This window comes from Streptomyces sp. NPDC006283, assembly GCF_040613325.1.
GTDB lineage: Bacteria > Actinomycetota > Actinomycetes > Streptomycetales > Streptomycetaceae > Streptomyces.
This window is the reverse complement of sequence record NZ_JBEXRZ010000024.1, coordinates 32064-50817: the sequence shown is the minus strand read 5'-3', so window position 1 is coordinate 50817 and position 18754 is coordinate 32064. Positions and strand designations below refer to the sequence as shown.

Annotated in this window: 14 protein-coding genes; 2 read left to right on the top strand and 12 right to left on the bottom strand. The window is 70.7% G+C overall.

Going from position 1 to position 18754, the window contains the following annotated elements; all coding sequences use genetic code 11:
* On the top strand, window positions 1-1230 hold a 1230-nt coding region (locus ABZ070_RS08210), incomplete at its 5' end, for a CoA-binding protein (protein ID WP_356631234.1).
* Between the two features lie 154 nt (window positions 1231-1384).
* Entirely contained in the window at window positions 1385-2773 is a 1389-nt protein-coding gene (locus ABZ070_RS08205) for an OFA family MFS transporter (RefSeq protein ID WP_356631232.1), read from the top strand.
* A 90-nt stretch (window positions 2774-2863) separates the two neighbouring features.
* Here ABZ070_RS08205 and ABZ070_RS08200 read toward each other — a convergent pair whose 3' ends face one another.
* The 12 genes from ABZ070_RS08200 to ABZ070_RS08145 form a co-directional block, all read right to left on the bottom strand.
* Window positions 2864-3487, bottom strand: a complete 624-nt coding sequence (locus tag ABZ070_RS08200) for an HAD family acid phosphatase (RefSeq protein WP_356631231.1) — start codon at window positions 3485-3487, stop codon at window positions 2864-2866.
* A gap of 206 nt (window positions 3488-3693) precedes the next feature.
* Complete coding sequence (locus ABZ070_RS08195; protein WP_356631238.1) at window positions 3694-4863, bottom strand: sugar phosphate isomerase/epimerase family protein; 1170 nt, start codon at window positions 4861-4863, stop codon at window positions 3694-3696.
* A 19-nt stretch (window positions 4864-4882) separates the two neighbouring features.
* Window positions 4883-6301: a nucleotide pyrophosphatase/phosphodiesterase family protein gene (locus ABZ070_RS08190; protein WP_356631229.1), complete on the bottom strand. Its 1419-nt coding sequence runs from the start codon at window positions 6299-6301 to the stop codon at window positions 4883-4885.
* Window positions 6298-7467: a metabolite traffic protein EboE gene (eboE, locus tag ABZ070_RS08185; RefSeq protein ID WP_356631227.1), complete on the bottom strand. Its 1170-nt coding sequence runs from the start codon at window positions 7465-7467 to the stop codon at window positions 6298-6300. The genes ABZ070_RS08190 and eboE overlap by 4 nt, the downstream gene beginning before the upstream one ends.
* 12 nt (window positions 7468-7479) lie before the next feature.
* Window positions 7480-8328: a TatD family hydrolase gene (locus tag ABZ070_RS08180; protein WP_356631225.1), complete on the bottom strand. Its 849-nt coding sequence runs from the start codon at window positions 8326-8328 to the stop codon at window positions 7480-7482.
* Window positions 8328-8975, bottom strand: a complete 648-nt coding sequence (locus tag ABZ070_RS08175) for an EboA domain-containing protein (RefSeq protein WP_356631223.1) — start codon at window positions 8973-8975, stop codon at window positions 8328-8330. The genes ABZ070_RS08180 and ABZ070_RS08175 overlap by 1 nt, the downstream gene beginning before the upstream one ends.
* On the bottom strand, window positions 8972-9844 hold the full coding sequence (locus ABZ070_RS08170) for a sugar phosphate isomerase/epimerase family protein (RefSeq protein WP_356631221.1): 873 nt from the start codon (window positions 9842-9844) through the stop codon (window positions 8972-8974). The genes ABZ070_RS08175 and ABZ070_RS08170 overlap by 4 nt, the downstream gene beginning before the upstream one ends.
* Entirely contained in the window at window positions 9841-11151 is a 1311-nt protein-coding gene (locus tag ABZ070_RS08165) for a UbiA family prenyltransferase (protein ID WP_356631219.1), read from the bottom strand. The genes ABZ070_RS08170 and ABZ070_RS08165 overlap by 4 nt, the downstream gene beginning before the upstream one ends.
* Before the next feature lie 155 nt (window positions 11152-11306).
* Window positions 11307-12425: an inositol-3-phosphate synthase gene (locus tag ABZ070_RS08160; protein WP_356631215.1), complete on the bottom strand. Its 1119-nt coding sequence runs from the start codon at window positions 12423-12425 to the stop codon at window positions 11307-11309.
* Window positions 12426-12528: 103 nt separating this feature from the next.
* A complete protein-coding gene (locus ABZ070_RS08155; protein WP_356631213.1) occupies window positions 12529-16224 on the bottom strand; it encodes a ThuA domain-containing protein in 3696 nt (1231 codons plus the stop codon).
* 238 nt (window positions 16225-16462) lie between these two features.
* The gene (locus ABZ070_RS08150; RefSeq protein ID WP_356631211.1) at window positions 16463-17470 is read right to left on the bottom strand and encodes a sugar phosphate isomerase/epimerase family protein; all 1008 of its coding nucleotides are present in this window, start codon (window positions 17468-17470) and stop codon (window positions 16463-16465) included.
* A 33-nt stretch (window positions 17471-17503) separates the two neighbouring features.
* A complete protein-coding gene (locus tag ABZ070_RS08145) occupies window positions 17504-18718 on the bottom strand; it encodes a Gfo/Idh/MocA family oxidoreductase (protein ID WP_356631209.1) in 1215 nt (404 codons plus the stop codon).
* Window positions 18719-18754: the final 36 nt, after the last annotated feature.

The following is an 18754-nucleotide window of genomic DNA, read 5'->3' as shown; positions in this document are numbered from 1 at the left end:
GACATACTCGGCCGTAAGGCGTACAAGAGCGTGATGGATGTTCCGGGCGAGCCCGATGTGGCGGTCTTCGCAATCCCCGCCAAGTTCGTCGCGTCCGCGCTGGAGGAGGTCGGCCGCAAGGGCATTCCCAACGCGGTGCTGATCCCGTCCGGGTTCTCCGAGACCGGCGAGCACGAACTGCAGGCGGAGATCGTGGCGATCGCCGAGCGGTACGGGGTGCGGCTGCTGGGGCCGAACATCTACGGCTACTACTCCACCTGGCAGGACCTGTGCGCCACCTTCTGCACGCCGTACGACGTCAAGGGCGGGGTGGCGCTCACCTCGCAGTCCGGCGGCATCGGCATGGCGATTCTCGGCTTCGCACGGACCACGCGCACGGGAGTGTCCGCGATCGTCGGGCTCGGCAACAAGTCGGACCTGGACGAGGACGATCTGCTGACCTGGTTCGGCGAGGATCCCAACACCGACTGCATCGCGATGCACTTGGAGGACCTGAAGGACGGGCGGGCCTTCGTCGAGGCGGCGCGTGCGACGGTGCCCAGGAAGCCGGTGGTGGTACTCAAGGCCGGGCGTACGGCGGCGGGCGCGAAGGCGGCCGGTTCGCACACGGGCGCACTGGCCGGCGACGACGCCGTGTACGACGACGTGCTGCGGCAGGCGGGGGTGATCCGCGCGCCGGGGCTGAACGAGATGCTGGAGTACGCACGGGCCCTGCCCGTGCTGCCGGCTCCCCGGGGCGACAACGTTGTGATCATCACGGGTGCGGGCGGCTCGGGTGTGCTGCTGTCGGACGCGATCGTTGACAACGGCCTGTCCCTGATGGAGATCCCGCCGGATCTGGACACGGCGTTCAAGGCGTTCATCCCGCCGTTCGGAGCGGCCGGGAACCCCATCGACATCACCGGCGGTGAGCCGCCCTCGACCTATGAGGCAACCATCCGGCTGGGCCTGGAGGATCCGCGGATCCATGCGCTGGTGCTGGGCTACTGGCACACGATCGTCACGCCGCCGATGGTGTTCGCGGAGCTGACGGCGCGGGTGGTGGAGGAGTTCCGGGCGCGCGGCATCGAGAAGCCGGTCGTGGCGTCGCTCGCCGGCGACGTGGAGGTCGAGGAGGCGTGCCAGTACCTCTTCGAGCGCGGCGTGGTGGCGTACCCGTACACGACGGAGAAGCCGGTCGCGGTCCTCGGCGCCAAGTACGCCTGGGCACGCGCGGCGGGGCTGCTGTGACGCGCCGGCACCGGGGTGTGGGGAGGCGGTCGATGACCTGAGCGACGGCTCGAACCACGGGGTCCGCGGTGACCGCTCGCCGCGGACCCCGGTGCGAAGAGATGCGGACAGGGGGCGCTGGCCAGACTTCTTCCACGCGAGGGGTTCGATCACGATGACGACTACCGAAATCCCCACGTCCGTCCCCTACAGGGAGGTGACGGACGCCAACGGGCGCATGTACCGGATCGGCGAGACCGATATCGACATCATGGGCCGCAAGCGCAAGTGGATGGTCATCCTGCCGTGGGTGGGCATGATGGGCATCAGCTCGGCGGAGTACGCCTTCGCGTCCGCCGAGGAGACTCTGCACACGGCGCACAGCTGGAGCAGCGCGCACATCTTCTGGATGCTCGGTGTGTGGGTGTTCTTCCAGGCCGCTGTCGCCTTCCCCGCCGGAAAGCTCCGTGAGAGCGGAAAGCTGCCGGCCCGGTGGGCGATGATGCTCGGCGCCCTGGGCACCCTGCTGGGCTATCTGTCGCTGGCGTTCGCGCCGCATGTGGTGGTCGCCTACATCGGCTTCGGCATGTTCAGCGGCATGGGCGCGGGCATGGTCTACGCGACCTGCGTCAACATGGTCGGCAAGTGGTACCCGGAGCGGAAGGGCGGCAAGACGGGCTTCGTCAACGGCGGTTTCGCCTACGGTTCGGTGCCGTTCGTCTTCATCTTCACCGGCTACATGGACCTGACGAACTTCCGCTGGGTGCTGGTCTGCGTCGGTCTGTTCCTGGCCGCCACCGTGGCCGTCGCGGGCTACTTCTTCCAGGACCCGCCGAAGAACTGGTGGCCCGCGGAGGTCGACCCGCTGCGCAAGCCCGACGACCGGCGGACGCGGCGCGCCTTGGAGAAGAACCCGCCGGCGGTGAAGCAGTACACGCCGAGGGAGGCCTGGCAGACGGGTCGTGTGGCGCTGATGTGGTTCTGTCTGCTCTGCACGTCCGGGGTGAACATCTTCGGTATCGCCTTCCAGGTGCCGTTCGGTGACGAGGCGGGCTTCGCGGGCGGCATCGTCGCGACGGCGATGTCCCTCAAGGCGATCGTGAACGGCACCGGGCGCGGCGTGATCGGCTGGCTCTCGGACCGTTACGGCCGCAAGCAGTGCCTGATCTTCGTCTGCATCGTGCTCGGTCTGTCGCAGTACGGCATCCTGTGGTCGGGCAACATTCACAACCTGCCGCTGTTCCTGCTGTTCTCCAGCATTTCCGGTTTCGGCGGCGGCGCCATCTTCCCGATGTTCGCAGCGATGACGGCGGACTACTTCGGCGAGAACAACAACGCCTCCAACTACGGCCTCGTCTACAGCTCGAAGCTGGTGTCGGGTCTGCTGGGCTCGGGCATGGGCGCCGTGGTGGTGGGCGCCTGGGACTACGCGGGCGCGTTCATCCTGGCCGGTTCGATCTCGCTGTTCGCCGGCTTCGTGGCCACGTTCCTGCATCCGCCGGGCCGGCCGAAGAAGGGACGGATCACCGCCAATCCGCAGCCGATCAGCCGGGACGTCGGCTGAGGCGGCAACCGGGTACGGCCACGGGTGGCCGCGGCGGCCGGGAGACCGGTCACCGCGGCCGCCCGGCCGTCGTACGGGAGTCGGCGAGACCTACGACAGCTGACCGTCGTAGTCGGGAAGCTTGAAGGTCCGCTCCGCGTGCCCGCCGACGAGGTCGGTGGTGTTGTTGCCGATGTTGGCGATGATCGTGTAGCCCTTGGCCTCGATCTCGGCGCGCTTCTCCGTCTTGTAGGCGCTGACCTCGTGGAACAGGTCGGGCAGGTCCCGGACGTAGAGCCCGTCGACCGGGTACCCGGTCTTCTTCAGGTTCCAGTCGGTGAGGGAGTGGATGATGCCGGGGCGAGCGGTCACGAAGAAGACGGCGACACCACGGGAGTCGGCGTAGCGGGCGAGCTCACGCATCTCCTGGATGGCGGGGGTGGGCAGCTTCCAGAACGGATGGAAGTGCGTCTCCAGCGAGGTGTTGTCGATGTCGAGGACGATGGCCTGCTTCTCGCCGAAGGCGTCGGCCGTGCGCTGTTCGATGTAGGGGCGGGCCACGGCGACGACGGCGGCGACGTCACGGACCCAGGCGTTGTAGTCGACGCTCCGGGTCTGTGCAGCGGTGGTCGTCCGCGTGGTCTCCGCGTGGGCGGATCCGACGGGGAGGGCGGCGACGAACGTCAGCGTGACCGCGGTCGCCGAGGCGCGGACCGTCCAAGTGCGTGCATGCATGGGGGGTTCTCCTGGGTGTGGAGGCAGCTCAGGGAGCCCGTTCGGCCGGGGTCGGACGAACGAGTTGACATGCTCGCGCTTAATAATGGACGGAAGGCGACGTTCTTACTACTGGTCGGTAGCGTCTTTGTTCTGGAGCATGCCGGGGCGGCCCGCCCGGTGACCGCGTTCCACCGGTCGGGCCGCCACGGATCAGCGGTGAGCGATCAGTGCCGGGCGCGCAGAGCCGCGAGATTGTCGTAGCTCTTACGAGCCACCTCGAGGGACTGCCCCGGGACCGTGGAGCTGGGCGCGCCGTCGTGCTCGATCATCGGGTTGTGGTAGTTCTTCGCCCCCACCCGCCTGAAGAACGTCCGGTAGTCGATGTCGCCCTCGCCGAACGTCACCATGTCGTAGCCCTGTCCGTTCTGGGTGTTGACCGTGCCGTCCTTGGCGTGGAACAACGGGTAGCGCACGTTGTGACGGGCCACCAGACCCGCCGGGTCGAAGACCTTCTCCCGCTGCGATCCGTCGTGGGCGGTGTAGGTGTGGAACTTGTACTGGGCCACGTGCGCCCAGTAGATGTCCATCTCCAGCCAGACGTCACGCGGGTCGGTCTTCTTCAGGAAGTACTCGAGCTTGCGAATGCCGGAGCTGCGGGTCGGGCGGTTCTGGTCGTCGAGCGGACCGCCGTCGAGCAGGAAGCCGTACGCCGCATCGTGGTTGTGGGTGTAGAGCTTGATGCCCTCCCGGCGGGCGATCGCCCCGAGGGCGTTCCACTTGTCCGCCGCCACGTCCCAGTCGGCCCGGTAGGAACTGCCCGTCGGGTCGCCGCCGGTGCCCATGTGAGGCATGCCGAGGATGTTGGCGATCTCCAGGTGCCGCTTGAAGGTGTCGAGGTCGGCGGGTGTGAGCGGCCAGGAGCCCGGAATGAAGCCGTGGTTGCCCTGTGCCCGCAGCCCGTATTCGTCCAGCCACGAACGCAGCAGCTTCGCGCCCTCGACGGTCTCGAGGTTCGCGCCGCCGGGGGCGTTCGCGTGCTGGCGGTAGCCGGCGAACTCCACCTGCCGGTAGCCGTAGCGGGACAGTTGCTTGAAGACCTCGCGGAAGCCCGACGGCAGATCCGTGGACAGCGGGTCGCGGCCCGTCGCGTCGCGGACGGTGTAGAGGATGATGCCGCGCTTGTGGGGCGGGACCAGGGCGGAACGCCCGCGGTCGTCGCCTCTCTCCCGGTCTTCCCCGCGTCCCTGGGCCAGCGCCGGCGAGGCGCCGAGGACCGGAGCGGCGATCGCCGCGGCAGCGGCGGCGGTGCAGGTGCTGAGGAACCGGCGACGGCTGACGCCGAGCGTGCGGCGCAGGGACTCGTCGGTGGTGGTCTCTTCGTTGAACGCGGTCACGGTGATTCTCACTCTCACTTCATTCGGACACGGATACCGGGCGCTCTGCGTCTTCCTCGAGGCCGGCCAGTCGGAGCAGCAGTGACTTCACATCGGTGGCCGCGACGCGGCCTGAAACGGTGCGGGGGGTGGAGCACAGGAGGAGCGGACCTTCTTCGTCGCTCGCGGGGAGGCGGCCGTGGCTGCCTCGGATCGGTGACGGATCGAGGGGCACGACCGCGAGGCGGTAGCGCATGCCGAGCTTCTTGCGCGCCACTGCCTTGGCCGCCTTGAGGCGGACGTAGGGGTCGAGCGGGTCCATGAACAGCTCGACGGGGTCGTAGCCCGGCTTGCGGTGGATCTCGACGAGCTGCGCGAAATCGGGCGCGCGGGCGTCGTCGAGCCAGTAGTAGTACGTGAACCACGCGTCGGGTTCGGCGACGGCGACCAGCTCTCCGGAGCGGGGGTGGTCCAGCCCGTGGGCCTTCTTGCCCTCGTCGTCGAGGAGTTCGTCGATGCCGGGCAGTTCGGCCAGCGCTTCCCGGGTGGCCTCGAGGTCCTCGGGACGGCGGACATAGACGTGGGCGAGCTGGTGGTCGGCGACGGCGAAGGCGCGGGAGGTCATGGGGTCCAGGTACTCCATGCCGTCCTGGGTGTGGACCTCGAGGAGTCCGGCGCGGCGCAGGGCGCGGTTGATGTCGACCGGTCGGCTGACGCGGGTGATGCCGTACTCGGAGAGGGCGACGACGGTGCGGCCCTCGGTGCGGGCGTCGTCGAGCAGTGGGCCGATGACCGCGTCGAGGTCCGCCGCGGCCCGGTGGGAGCGGGGGTCGTCGGGGCCGTAGCGCTGCAGGTCGTAGTCGAGGTGCGGCAGATAGCACAGGGTGAGGTCGGGGTGACGGGTGCGCATGATGTGGCGGGTCGCGTCGGCGATCCACCGGCTGGAGACGATGTCGGCGCCCGGGCCCCAGAAGTGGAAGAGGGGGAACGTGCCGAATTTCTCCGTCAGTTCGTCATGCAGCGCCGGCGGGCGGGTGTAGCAGTCGGGTTCCTTGCGGCCGTCCGCGTAGTAGACCGGGCGCGGGGTGACGGTGATGTCGGTGTCGGCGCCCATCGCGTACCACCAGCAGATGTTGGCGACGGTGTAGCCGGGGTGGGCGCGGCGGGCGGCGTCCCAGAGCTTGTCGCCGGCGACGAGGCCGTTGTGCTGGCGCCACAGCAGGACGTCGCCGAGCTCGCGGAAGTACCAGCCATTGGCGACGATGCCGTGCTCCGCGGGGAGCGCTCCGGTGAGGAAGGTGGACTGGGCGGCACAGGTGACGGCCGGCAGCACGGTCGACAGGGCAGCCTGGGAACCGGCGGCGGCGAGGGCCCGCAGGCGGGGCATGTGGTCGAGGAGCCGGGGAGTGAGGCCGACCACGTCCAGGACCAGCAGGGGGGTGGGGCGTGTCTCGCTCATGGCAGTTCCTTGAGGCCGAGGTCGGTGAGCAGGTCGCGGGCCAGGGTGAGTTCGGCGGCGATGCCGTCGGCGAGCTGGGTGCGGGTGCGGGGACGCAGCTCTGGCGGCAGGGCCTGCCAGGTGTAGGTCTCGACCTCGAGGTGACGGGTGCGGGGCTCCGGGACTCCCACGAGCCGGGTCAGGGTGTCCTGCAGCACCGGCAGGGTGGAGGTGAGCGGCGGGGCGGGCGGGGCGTGCAGGGGGACGTGGAAGTGCGCGCGCCAGGGTGCGCCGTCGGGGATGGCGTCGCCGGCCAGGGCCTCGTCGAGGTCGTCGGTGCCGCGCAGTCCCGCCGCCGTACGGGTGCGGGTCTGGTGCAGGAAGCGGGGTTCCGCGAAGGCGGCGAGCGCCTCGCGCACCTCCGGAAGATGGGGGTGCTCGGCGTGCAGCGCGGCGGAAAGCTGTGCCTTCGGGACGGCGATGTCCGCCGCGGCGAGGGCGGCGAGGGCGGTACGGGGCTCCTCGAAGGACGTGGCGAGATGGCAGGTGTCGATGCAGATGCCGACCCGGTCCCCCGCGACGGCGCCGAGGGGGCCGATCGCGTCGGCGGTGGTCTCCACGGTGCAGCCCGGCTCGGGTTCGAGAGCGATCCGGACGGACTTGCCGGTGAGCTCCTCGAGTGCGTCGAGCCGTTCGGCGAGGGTGACGAGCGCGGCGTGTGCGGTGGCGGCGGCCCGCTCGTCGAAGCCGGTGCGCCAGGCGAGCGGGAGGGTGGAGATGGTGCCCTCGGTGACGTCGTCGGGCAGCAGTGCGGCGAGCAGACGGGCGAGGTCGGTGGTGTGCCCGAGTCGTTCGGGATCGGTCCAGTCGGGTTTGTAGACCCGGTACTTGACCTCCTCCGCGCCGAAGCCCTCGTAGGGGAAGCCGTTGAGTGTGACGACCTCCAGACCGCGGCGATCCAGCTCGGCGCGCAGTCCGCGAAGTGCGGCCGGGTCGGTGATCAGTGCCTGGGCGGCATCCTTGGCGAGCCACAGGCCGATGCCGAGCCGGTCACGGCCGAGTCGCTTGCGTACCGGCTCGCAGTGGTCGCGCAGTTGTGCCAGGACGCCGTCGAGGGTCTCCGCAGGGTGGACGTTGGTGCAGTACGACAGGTGGACGGTGGAGCCGTCGGGGTGGCGGAAGCGCATCCGTCGCTCCTCTCATTCCCCGCCGCGGAGAATGGAGTTGCCCTCGTGGAGTGTGTCCGGCTCCGGGACGTCCAGCTGGAGCCGCCCGCTGAGACCGTAGAAGGCCACCGGGTTGCGCCACAGCACCTGGTCGACGTCGTCCTCGGTGAAGCCGGCCTCGAGCATGGCGTCGCCGACCCGTCGGGTCTTGAGCGGGTCGCTCTTGCCCCAGTCGGCGGCCGAGTTGACGAGGACCTTCTCGGTTCCGTACGTCTTCAGGACGGTGACCATGCGGTCCTCGTCCATCTTGGTGTCCGGGTAGATGGAGAAGCCGAGCCAGCAGCCGCTGTCGATCGCGTGCTTGCCGGTGGTCTCGTTGAGGTGGTCGAGCAGGACGCGGTCGGTGGGCAGGTTCGACTCACGGACGACGTCCACGGTGCGGTGCAGACCGGCGAGCTTGTCGCGGTGCGGCGTGTGGACGAGCGCGGGCAGGCCGTGGTCGGCGGCGAGTTGCAGCTGGGCGGCGAGCGCCGTGTCCTCCGCCGGGGTCATGGAGTCGTAGCCGATCTCGCCGACGGCGACGACCGAGTCCTTGACGAGATAGCGGGGCAACGCGTCGAGGACGGGGGTGCAGCGGGGGTCGTTCGCCTCCTTCGGGTTGAGCGCGATGGTGCAGTGGTGGGCTATGCCGTACTGGGCGGCGCGGAAGGGTTCCCAGCCGAGGAGGGCGTCGAAGTAGTCGAAGAAGGCGGCCGGGGAAGTGCGGGGCTGTCCCAGCCAGAAGGACGGTTCGACGACGGCACGCACACCGGCGGCGTACATCGCCTCGTAGTCGTCGGTGGTGCGTGAGGTCATGTGGATGTGGGGGTCGAAGATACGCATCAGGACTCCTCGGCTTGCGGGAACGCCGTGCCGGTCAGGGCCAGCACGCGGTCCAGGTCGTGGGGGACGTCTCGGCCGGCGGCGGTCCGCTCCGCCGCGAAGTCGGTGAGCATGCGGGCGAGTTCGCCGTCGCCGCGGGCGCGCTGTTCGACACCGGTGACGGTGTCCAGGGGGACGCCGGTGAACAGGCACTTGAGGATCGCGTGCCGCCAGGCGTGCGGTTCGAGATGGGTGGCGGCGTACGGGCCGACGGCGGCGGCCACGAGCCGGGTGTCGTTGGTGCGCAGCGCGTCGTCGACCAGATGCACGGCATGGGGGCCGTCGACGAGTGAGGGCAGGGCCTGGAGCACGGCGCGGCGCTCGGCGGCGCTGCCCTGCCGGTAGAGGCGGGTCAGGGTCTCCACATCGGCGCGGGCCTCGACCAGCAGGAGGGTACGGACACCGTCCGCGTTGTCCCGGCCGCAGTGGCGGCCCGCGGCGGCGAAGCGCAGCTCCCAGGTGTCCGCGGTGTACGGGGAGGGTCCGGCCCAGGGTGCCTGGGCGGCGCGGGCGGCCTCGGCGAGGGCGTCGTCGAACCAGGCGCGGGCGGTGTCGTCGGCGAGCCCGGCTTCGACGTCCTCGCGTGTCCAGGAAGGTGTCTGTTTCACGATGCCGTCTCTCCCTTCGTGCGCGCGGTGTTGAGGAACTCGATGGACGTGCGGGCCAGTTCGGGCCCGGCATGGGAGTGCCGGGGCAGTTCGACGACGGTGAGGCCCTGGTAGCCGGTGGCCGCGAGGGCGTCGAGGACCGGGGGGAAGTCGATCTCGCCCTCGCCGAAGGGCAGGTGCTCGTGGACGCCGCGGCGCATGTCCTCGATCTGCACATGCCGCAGCCAGGGGCCGGCGTCCCGGACACATTCGGCCGGGGGGACGGGCTCCAGACACTGGCAGTGGCCGATGTCGAGGGTGAGTCCGAGGGGGGCCGGATTGCCGAGGGAGGTGCGCAGGTGATGGAAGTCGGCGAGGTTCCCGAGCAGATGCCCCGGCTCGGGCTCGATCGCGATCGGCACGCCCGCGAAGGCGGCGGCGTCGAGAACGGGCAGCAGCGCGTCCTCCAGTCGTTTCCACGCGGTGTCGGCGTCCGTGTTGGACGGGGTGATGCCGCTGAAGCAGTGCACGGCGTGCGCCCCGAGGTCCGCGGCGACCTTCACTGCCGTGATCAGCAGCTCGGTGCGGGCGGCGCGTGCGTCCGGGTCCGGGTCGAGGAGGGAGGGGCCGTGCTTGCGGCGCGGGTCGAGGACATAGCGCGCGCCGGTCTCGACGGTTGCGGTGAGCTCCAGTTCGCCGAGCCTGCGGGCGACAGCGGCGGTGCGGGTCGCGAGGTCGGGGGCGAGGGGGTCGAGGTGCATGTGGTCGAGCGTGAGCCCGACGCCGTCGTAGCCGAGGTCGGCGAGCAGGCCGAGGGCTTCGTCGAGGCGCAGATCGGTGAGGCCGTTGGTGCCGTAGCCGAAACGCAGGGGTGCAGGCTGGGGGCTCATGTGACGCTCACCTTCCGTGCGAGTGTGCGGGCGAGCGGTACGAGCCCCATCACGGCGAGCCCGATGCCGCCCGCCCCGGAGCGGGCGGCGAGGGCCGCCTGGAACGGGATCATGGCGCGGATGCCGCCGCCGACGGCGCGTTGTGTGAGAGGCGGGGACGGGTTGAGTGCGGCGTGGAGGTAGCCGGTGGCGGCGGTACGCAGGTACGCGGCGGCGAGCAGGGCCGACACGGTGGCCGCCGCCCGGCCGCGTGGCCGTGCGGCGAGGACGCCCAGCACGGCGGTGCCGGCCAGCGCGGCGACAGGCGTCAGGGTCGAGCCGCCCTGTGCCTCGTGCCGGGACACGGAGGTGACGGCGTAGGTGTGCGCGGCGAGCATCGCGGCGGCGGGAGCGGCGGCGCGCAGGGCGGTCCGGGCCGGGATGGAGGATCCCCCGCCCCACCCCTCCCCGGGACCCCGCCGGGACACGGAGAACTCAGCTAGCGCCCCCTGACGGGTCGCCGCCACACGGACGGCCTCGGCAGTCGGGGCCGTGCCCCGGCCCCTGGCTCCGCGGGTGAACGCACCCGACGGGACGGCGCCGGTCTCGGCGGACGACCAAGCGGGCCGCGCCCCGGCACCCCCGACGACAGCTCCACGCCGGACGCGGCGGGCGAATCCCGCAGCCGGCACCGCGCCGGCACCGCGCCGCGGCGGGCCCGCGGGCGCCCCCTCGAGCGCGGCAGCAGCCCCGAACGGCAACGCACCCCCCGCGCGCCACGCGACAGCTCCACGCCGGACAGGCCGGACGAGCGCCGCAGCCGGCACGGGGCCGGGGGCGGACGGCACCGGAGACCGGTCGGGTCCGCGCCGAAGCCCGCGCCCGCTGGGCCACGGGGGGACGCCGTGCGTCGCGGACATCGTTGCCGTCGCGCCCAGGAGTACGTCGAGGCCGCGGGCCGCGGCCATCGCGGACGGGCCTGCCTTCGTGTGCTTGAGGCGCAGGTCGTACGCCCAGACCGTCGCCGACAGCACCGTTGCCACGGCGAGGGCGGGGCGGCCCGCGCGGGCCGCGAGGGTCAGGCCGGCCGCCGTGAGCACCCCCGCCGCGCCCAGCGCGGCCCGGGGCGAGATGCGCCCCGAGGGAATCGGCCGGTGCGGCCGGTCGACGGCGTCCTCGGCGGTGTCCGCCCAGTCGTTGAGCGCCATGCCCGCCTCGTACAGGCACAGCGAAGCGCCCATGGCGAGCGCCGTGCCGCGATTGGGCCGCATTCCGACCGCGGCCGCGCCGGCCAGGGCGTCGCCGGGGACGGTGAACAGGGCGGACACGCGAAGCAGTTCGGCCCAGTCCCGGAGCCTGGCGCGGCGTCGTGGGGTGTCGGCGGACGGTCGGGCCGCAGCAAGCCCCGTGGCCGGGGCGCTTTGGGGCGAGACGGGGATGGCATCCGTTCGCGCCGGAGCCAGGCGGGCCAGCAGTGAGCTGATCAACGGGTCTCCCGCAGCCGGTCGGCGAAGGACAGCAGCGCGGTGAACTGTTCGGAGAGGCCCGCCGGGCCGCCGTCCGGGTCCTTGAAGTAGAAGCCGAGCTCGGGAAGCGGGCCGGAGAGGCCCGCCTCGTGGGCGCGGGCCACCAGCCGTGCCAGGTCCAGGACGAGCGGCGCGGCGAGCGCCGAGTCGCAGCCCTGCCAGATGGTCTGAAGGATCATCCGCGAGCCCAGGAAGCCCTCGAAGGCGATGTGGTCCCACGCCGTCTTCCAGTCGCCGAGCGCGGGCACGTCGTCGATGTGGACCTCACCTTCCGGCGTGTGACCGAGGGTGTCGGCGAGGACGCGCTCCTTGCCGGCGTTCTTGGCGGCAGCGGCCGCCGGGTCGGCCAGCGCGGCCCCGTCGCCGCCGCCCAGCAGGTTGGTGCCGGACCAGGCGCGTACGGACAGGGCCCGTTGTACGAACATCGGGGCCAGTACGGCCCGTAGCAGTGTCTGCCCGGTCTTGCCGTCGCGGCCCGCGTGGGGAAGTCCACTGGCCGCGACGGCGTCGGTGAGGGCCATGGTGCGCAGCCCGGTGGAGGGGGTGAAGTTGACGTAGGGGCAGCCGGCGCGCACGGCGGCTGCGGCGTAGAGGGAGCTCGGTGGCAGCCGTACGGCGCCTGGCTCGGGGAGCGGTTCGGTCGAGGAGACGTTGACGACGACGACCCGTTCCAGGGCGTGACGCGAGCGGAAGGACTCCATGTCGGCCGCGAAGGCGGTGATGAGCTCCTCGTCGGACCGGGTGTCGCCGGCGCCGGGACCCCCGGGTCGTATCTCCGCGTCGGCCGCGGCCAGTTCGGCGCGCACGGCGGAGGTGAGCCCGTGCGGCAGGACGCCCGCCTCCGTGAGGTGCTCCGCGCGCTTGGGCAGTGGGCAGTGGGCGGTGTCGTGCCCGCCGAAGAGGAGCGAGGGCAGGGGTGGCAGTCCGGTGCCGGTGAAGGCCTGGGTCTCGGTGACCATGCCGGTCGGCGGGTGCAGTCCCGCCGTGACCGCCGCGCATCCGGCGACGGCCGTGGTGGCCACTGAGCCGCGGGCTCCGACGAACCAGACTCCGGTGCGTGCATTCCCGTCTTTCACGGGCTGCCTCCCTGCCATGTCGATGTTCCGATGTGGTGGAGGACGGCGGGCGGGGAGTACGGCGCCTCCCCGCCCGCCGCCGGCTCATGGGCGGCCCGGTGGGCTACGAGGGCAGCTGCTTCACCTGGATGTCCCGGAAGGACACCTGGTCGTCGGCCCCGTGGTTCTGGATGCCGATGTAACCGTCCTTGAGGCTGCGGGCCGGGTCCCGGTTGGTGAAGTCGTTGATCTTCACTCCGTTGAGGAAGACCTGCAGACGCTCACCCTGGACGCGGATCTCGTAGCTGTTCCACTGGCCGGGCGGCCTCAGTACCTGGTCGCGGGCCTTGATGTTCGCGGACTTGAAGCCGTAGACGGCGCCGGTGGTGCGGTCGGCGGCGTCGGTGGCGTCGATCTGGATCTCGTATCCGTTGTTCACCGCGGACCATGGGTCGTCGGAGGCGGGGAAGCCCACGAAGACACCGGAGTTGTCGTCGCCGTCCATCTTCCAGTCGAGCTTCAGCGAGTACGAGCCGAGCTCCTTGGCCTGGTACCACAGCATGCCCATGCCGCCCTCGGTGCGCAGTTCGCCGTCGGCGACGGTGAACCTGCCCGGTCCGGCCTGCTTCCAGCCTTCGAGGGTCTCGCCGTTGAAGATGGTCCGGTAGCCGGTGCGGGGCTTGCAGTCTGCCTTCACCTGGCCGGTGGCGTAGCGGAGGCCGCCGAGCAGATGCTGACGGAAGGCCGGCTCCGCGTAGGACTCCTTGGTGTGGCCGCCTCCGGTGTAGAAGGCGCGGCCCCCCTCGTAGGTCTGGCACCAGGCGATCGGGTGGTCGCCCTTCATCGTGCCGCCCTCGTAGGTGGTCTCGTCGAGGGTGGCGAGGACACGGGCCTGCTCACGGGGGTTGGTGCGGTAGTTGTACCACTCGTCGGTGCGGTCCCACGGGCCGTCGATGTGCGCGGTGGCCGGGTGGTCGTGGTCCTCGACACGGACGGTGGCGGGCTGGATGTGCGGGTGGGACTGGAAGTGGGCGCCGACGAGCCCGCCGTAGAACTCCCAGTCGTACTCGGTGTCGGCCGCGGCGTGGACGCCCATGTAGCCGCCGCCATTGGCGACATAGTTCTCGAACGCCTTCTGCTGATCGGCGTTCAGCACGTCACCGGTGGTGGAGAGGAACACGACGGAGTCGTAGCGGGCGAGGTTGTTGGTGGTGAACTGGCCCGCCGCCTCGGTGGCGTCGACCGTGATGTTGCTGGTCTTCCCGAGCTCCTTGAGAGCCGCGACGCCGCTCTCGATGGAGTCGTGGCGGAAGCCGGCGGTCTTGGAGAAGACGAGGACACGCTTGGCGGTGCGGTCGACGGGGGTGTTGGAGAACTCGAAGTCGTCGACGTCGTAGAGCGCGCCGGCGCCGCCCTTGAAGACCAGGAACAGTTCGGTGGTCTTCTTGGTCACGCCCCGCAGGGGTACGTCTATGTCCTGGAACGTCTCCCAGCTGCCGGTGACCGGGACGGGAGCCGAGCCGAGGATCGGGCCGTTCGCGGAGCCGGTGCGCACCTCGAGGAAGCCGCCGGCGCCGCCGGAGGAGATCCGGGCGGTGAGCTTGGTCGATCCGGCGAGGTTGTACGTCTCGAAGGAGATCCAGTCGCCGTTGTCGATGTCGCCGACGGTCTTGCCGCCGTTGGCGGCCGCCTTGTCGTAGGTCTTGATGCCGGACTGGTTGTCGAAGTGCTCCGCCTGCCGGTGGCGGGGCTGCAGCTGGGCCTGGTCGTGGCTGGTCAGCGCGGCCTGGCCGCCGCCTCCGCCGTCGGTGTACTCGGCGTCGAGGACTCCGAAGATGTTGGCGTTGGGGTCGTGGCCGCCGTCGGCGGAGGTCTTGATGGTGCCGGAGCAGCCGGTGGCCGAGGTGATGGGGTGGCCGTGGCTGTCGTGGCCGAGGATGTAGTTCACCTTGACCTTGGCACAGTCGATCGCGCCGTCCTCGGGATCCGTGACCGTCACCTTGAACGGGATTTCGTCACCGAAACTGAACAGCGTTCCCTCTGCAGGGAGTTCGAGGGTCACCTTGGGCGCGGTGTTGCCCACCACGACATGGACGCTGGCGGAGCCTGTGCGGCCCGTCGGGTCCTTGGCGGTGACCGTCGCCGTGTAGGTGCCGTTCTTGGTGTAGCGGTGGACGGGGTTGGCCTCCGTGGAGGTGGTGCCGTCGCCGAAGTCCCAGGCGTAGGTGAGGGTGTCGCCGTCGGCGTCCGTCGTGCCGGCCGAGGAGAAGGAGACACGCATCGGCGCCTGGCCGGAGGTCTTGTTGGCGGAGGCCTCGGCGACCGGTGAGCGTCCGCCGGTGGCGTTCTCTATCCGGTACAGGCCGGCGTTCTCGTCGCCGCCGAACCAGGCGGTGCCGTAGTCGAGGACGTACAGCGCGCCGTCGGGCCCGAAGGCCATGTCCATGATCTGGGTACCGGTCCAGGGCACGGGGTTGATGGACTGGACGGTGCCGTCCTCACCCTGCTCGATCCGCTTGATCCAGCGCCGGCCGAACTCGCCGGCGAAGAAGTCGCCGTCGTACTCCGCGGGGAATGCCACCGGGGAGTCGGAGTCCGGGTTGTGCCGGTAGACGGGACCGCCCATCGGGGACTCGGAGCCGCTGCCGAACTCGGGTACGGAGCCGCCGTCGTACGGGATCCAGGCCGGCTGCGCGGGCGGCAGGTCGACGAGGCCGGTGTTGTGCGGCGAGGTGTTCTTCAGGTTCGCGCAGTCGAAGGTGGCGCCCGAGGTCTTGGTGGCGAAGTCGTACTCGACGAAGGGGTCGTTGTCGCCGGTGCAGAACGGCCAGCCGAAGTTGCCGGGGCCGGTGACGCGGGCGAACTCGACCTGGCCGGCCGGGCCCCGCTTGGGGTCGGCGGTGCCGGCGTCGGGCCCGTAGTCGCCGACGTAGAGGATGCCGGTCTTCTTGTCGACGCTGAAGCGGAAGGGGTTGCGGAAGCCCATGGCGTAGATCTCGGGCCGGGTCTTGTCCGTGCCGGGGGCGAAGAGGTTGCCCTCGGGTACGGAGTAGGAGCCGTCCTCGTTCACCTTGATGCGCAGGATCTTGCCGCGCAGGTCGTTGGTGTTGCCGGAGGTGCGGCGGGCGTCGTACGCCGGGTTGCGGCCGGGGCGGTCGTCGATGGGCGTGAAGCCGTCGGAGGCGAAGGGGTTGGAGTCGTCGCCGGTCGACAGGTACAGGTTGCCCTCGGCGTCGAAGTCGATGTCGCCGCCGACGTGGCAGCAGATGCCGCGGGTCGCCGGGATGTCGATGATCTTCTTCTCGCTGGCGTTGTCCAGCGTGCCGTCCTCGTTGAGGACGAAACGCGAGAGCCGGTTGACGCCGTCGAACTTCGCGAAGTCCGCCGCGGTGCCCTCGTTGGGGGCGTCGCCCGCAGGGGTGTCCATCGGGGGTGCGTAGTAGAGATAGATGAACCGGTTCTGCGCGAAGCCCGGGTCCAGGCCCACGCCTTGGAGACCCTCTTCGTCGTGCGAGTACACCGGGATGGTGCCGACGACCCGGGTGTTGCCGGCGGCGTCGGTCATGCGCAGCTCGCCGCTGCGGGAGGTGTGGAGCACACTCCGGTCGGGCAGGACGGCCAGCGACATGGGCTCGCCGGTCTCCTCACCGCCCTTGGCGAGGGTCACCTGCTGGAATTCCTCGGCGGCCGCGGAGCGGGCCGCCTCGGGGTCTGCGGCGGACGCCACTGTCGGCGCGGTGAGGGCGAGCGAGCCTGCGGCGAGGAGCCCGCCGGTGAGGAGCGCGAGTGCCTTGCGGCCTCTGAGCCTTGTTCTGTGCACGAATGTCCTCCGGTATGCCGGTCGAACGGGCGGTGTGCCGTGGAACCGGAATGCGCCGTCACTCCTGAACCACCTATGTCGTGTACACGAGATGGGACCGTAGCCGGGTTCGTCCTGGGCCGAAAGCCCTTGCGCAGCAGAGAAGTTGAACTTTTTCCCCGAACAGGACAAAGATGCACCCGGGCAGCCCGGACCGGTCCGGCGGCCTTGCCGGCCGCCGGGCCCGGACCTGGTGTTACTAGTTCTCGCCGCCCCCGAATGCCGCGTCGAAGGACGCGGCGGGCGGGTCGAAGTCGAAGCGCTTCAGGGCGGCAAGCGCTTGTGGAGCACCGGTCAGCCGGTCCATGCCGGCGTCCTCCCACTCCACGGAGATGGGGCCGTCGTAGCCGATCGAGCGCAGCATCCGGAACACGTCCTCCCAGGGCACGTCGCCGTGCCCGGCGGAGACGAAGTCCCAGCCGCGCCGGGGGTCGCCCCACGGGAGATGGGAGCCGAGCCGCCCGTTGCGCCCGTCGAGGCGCTTGCGGGCCTCCTTGCAGTCGACGTGGTAGATCCGGTCCCGGAAGTCGTACAGGAAGCCGACGGGGTCGAGGTCCTGCCAGACGAAGTGACTCGGGTCGAAGTTCAGTCCGAAGGCCGGGCGGTTGCCGACCGCCTCCAGGGCCCGTTTGGTGGTCCAGTAGTCGTAGGCGATCTCGCTGGGGTGGACCTCGTGGGCGAAGCGCACGCCCTCGGTGTCGAAGACGTCGAGGATCGGGTTCCAGCGCTCCGCGAAGTCCTCGTAGCCGCGCTCGATCATCCGCTCGGGCACGGGCGGGAACATCGCGACGAGGTGCCAGATCGACGAACCGGTGAAGCCGATGACGGTGTCCACGCCGAAGGCGGCCGCGGCGCGCGCGGTGTCCCGCAGCTCGGCAGCGGCCCGCTGCCGCACGCCCTCGGGCTCGCCGTCTCCCCAGATCCTGGCGGGCAGGATGCCCTGGTGGCGCTCGTCGATGGGGTTGTCGCAGACGGCCTGGCCGACCAGGTGGTTGGAGATGGCCCAGCACTTGAGGCCGTACTTCTCCAGCAGCGCATGCCGCCCGTCCAGGTAGGACGGGTCGGCGAGTGCCTTGTCGACCTCGAAGTGGTCGCCCCAGCAGGCGAGTTCCAGACCGTCGTAGCCGAAGTCACGGGCCAGGGAGCAGACCTCCTCGAGCGGCAGATCGGCCCACTGGCCGGTGAACAGTGTGAACGGGCGTGGCATGGCGCCTCCAAACCGGATCCCTGCCGGATCTCTCTACCGGACCTGTGCCTGTACTGCCTGTACGGGGGTGTGGACGGCGTTCTTCTGGGCGCTCTCCTCCACCGCCGCGAGCACCCGCTGCACCTGAAGGCCGTCGGCGAACGACGGCACCGGGTCGGTGCCCGTGGCGATGGCCTCGACCAGGTCGCGCGCCTGGTGCGCGAAGGTGTGCTCGTATCCGAGCGCGTGACCCGGCGGCCACCAGGCCTCCAGGTACGGATGCTCGGCCTCGGTGACGAGGATCCGCCGGAAACCGGCCGTGGCGGCGGGCTCGTGATGGTCGTGGAACGACAGCTCGTTGAGCCGCTCGAGGTCGAAGGCGAGCGATCCGTGCTCGCCGTTGATCTCCAGCCGGAGCGCGTTCTTGCGGCCCGTCGCCATCCGGGTCGCCTCGAACGTGGCGAGCGCACCGGAGGCGAGCCGGCCGGTGAAGACGGCCGCGTCGTCGACGGTGACCGCCCCGCGCTCCGTGCCGCCCGATGCGGTAAGTCCCGCGGAGGCACCTTGGAGCAGGGGCCGTTCCTTCACGAAGGTCTCCATCTGGGCGGAGACCCCGACCAGCAGCTCCCCCGCCAGATACTGCGCGAGGTCGACGATGTGCGCGCCGAGATCGCCGAGCGCGCCGGAGCCCGCGTGCTCGCGCTGGAGCCGCCAGGTCAGCGGGAAGTCCGGGTCCACCAGCCAGTCCTGCAGGTAGGTGACCCGTACGTGCCGCAGGGCGCCGAGCCGGCCCTCGGCGATCAGCCGGCGAGCGTACGCGAGGGCGGGGACCCGCCGGTAGTTGAACCCGACCATGGCCAACTGGCCGCGTTCCCTGGCACGTTCCGCCGCCGCGACCATGGCTTCCGCCTCCGCGACCGAGTTGGCCAGCGGCTTCTCGCACAGGACGTGCTTGCCTGCCTCCAGCGCCGCGATGGCGATCTCCGCATGGCTGTCGCCCGGCGTGCAGACGTCGACGAGGTGCACGTCGTCGCGGGCCACGAGGGCGCGCCAGTCGGTCTCCGCCGCGGCCCAGCCGTGTTTGTCCGCCGCGGCACGCACCGCGGCGGCGTCACGGCCACCGATCGCGGCGAGGACCGGCCGCAGCGGCAGGTCGAAGACGCGCCCTGCGGTGCGCCACCCCTGGGAGTGGGCGGCGCCCATGAACGCGTAGCCGACCATGCCGACGCCGAGTGTCGGCGGTGCGGCGCCACTGTCCCTCAGTTCCATGCGGAATCCTCCTGTCGGAGTCACGATCTCGTCGGT

Excerpts from the sequence above, each read along its gene's own strand:
- ABZ070_RS08205 (WP_356631232.1), top strand. The coding sequence starts at position 1,385 with ATGACGACTACCGAAATCCCCACGTCCGTCCCCTACAGGGAGGTGACG.
- ABZ070_RS08200 (WP_356631231.1), bottom strand. The coding sequence starts at position 3,487 with ATGCATGCACGCACTTGGACGGTCCGCGCCTCGGCGACCGCGGTCACG.
- ABZ070_RS08190 (WP_356631229.1), bottom strand. The coding sequence starts at position 6,301 with ATGAGCGAGACACGCCCCACCCCCCTGCTGGTCCTGGACGTGGTCGGC.
- eboE (WP_356631227.1), bottom strand. The coding sequence starts at position 7,467 with ATGCGCTTCCGCCACCCCGACGGCTCCACCGTCCACCTGTCGTACTGC.
- ABZ070_RS08180 (WP_356631225.1), bottom strand. The coding sequence starts at position 8,328 with ATGCGTATCTTCGACCCCCACATCCACATGACCTCACGCACCACCGAC.
- ABZ070_RS08170 (WP_356631221.1), bottom strand. The coding sequence starts at position 9,844 with ATGAGCCCCCAGCCTGCACCCCTGCGTTTCGGCTACGGCACCAACGGC.
- ABZ070_RS08150 (WP_356631211.1), bottom strand. The coding sequence starts at position 17,470 with ATGCCACGCCCGTTCACACTGTTCACCGGCCAGTGGGCCGATCTGCCG.
- ABZ070_RS08145 (WP_356631209.1), bottom strand. The coding sequence starts at position 18,718 with ATGGAACTGAGGGACAGTGGCGCCGCACCGCCGACACTCGGCGTCGGC.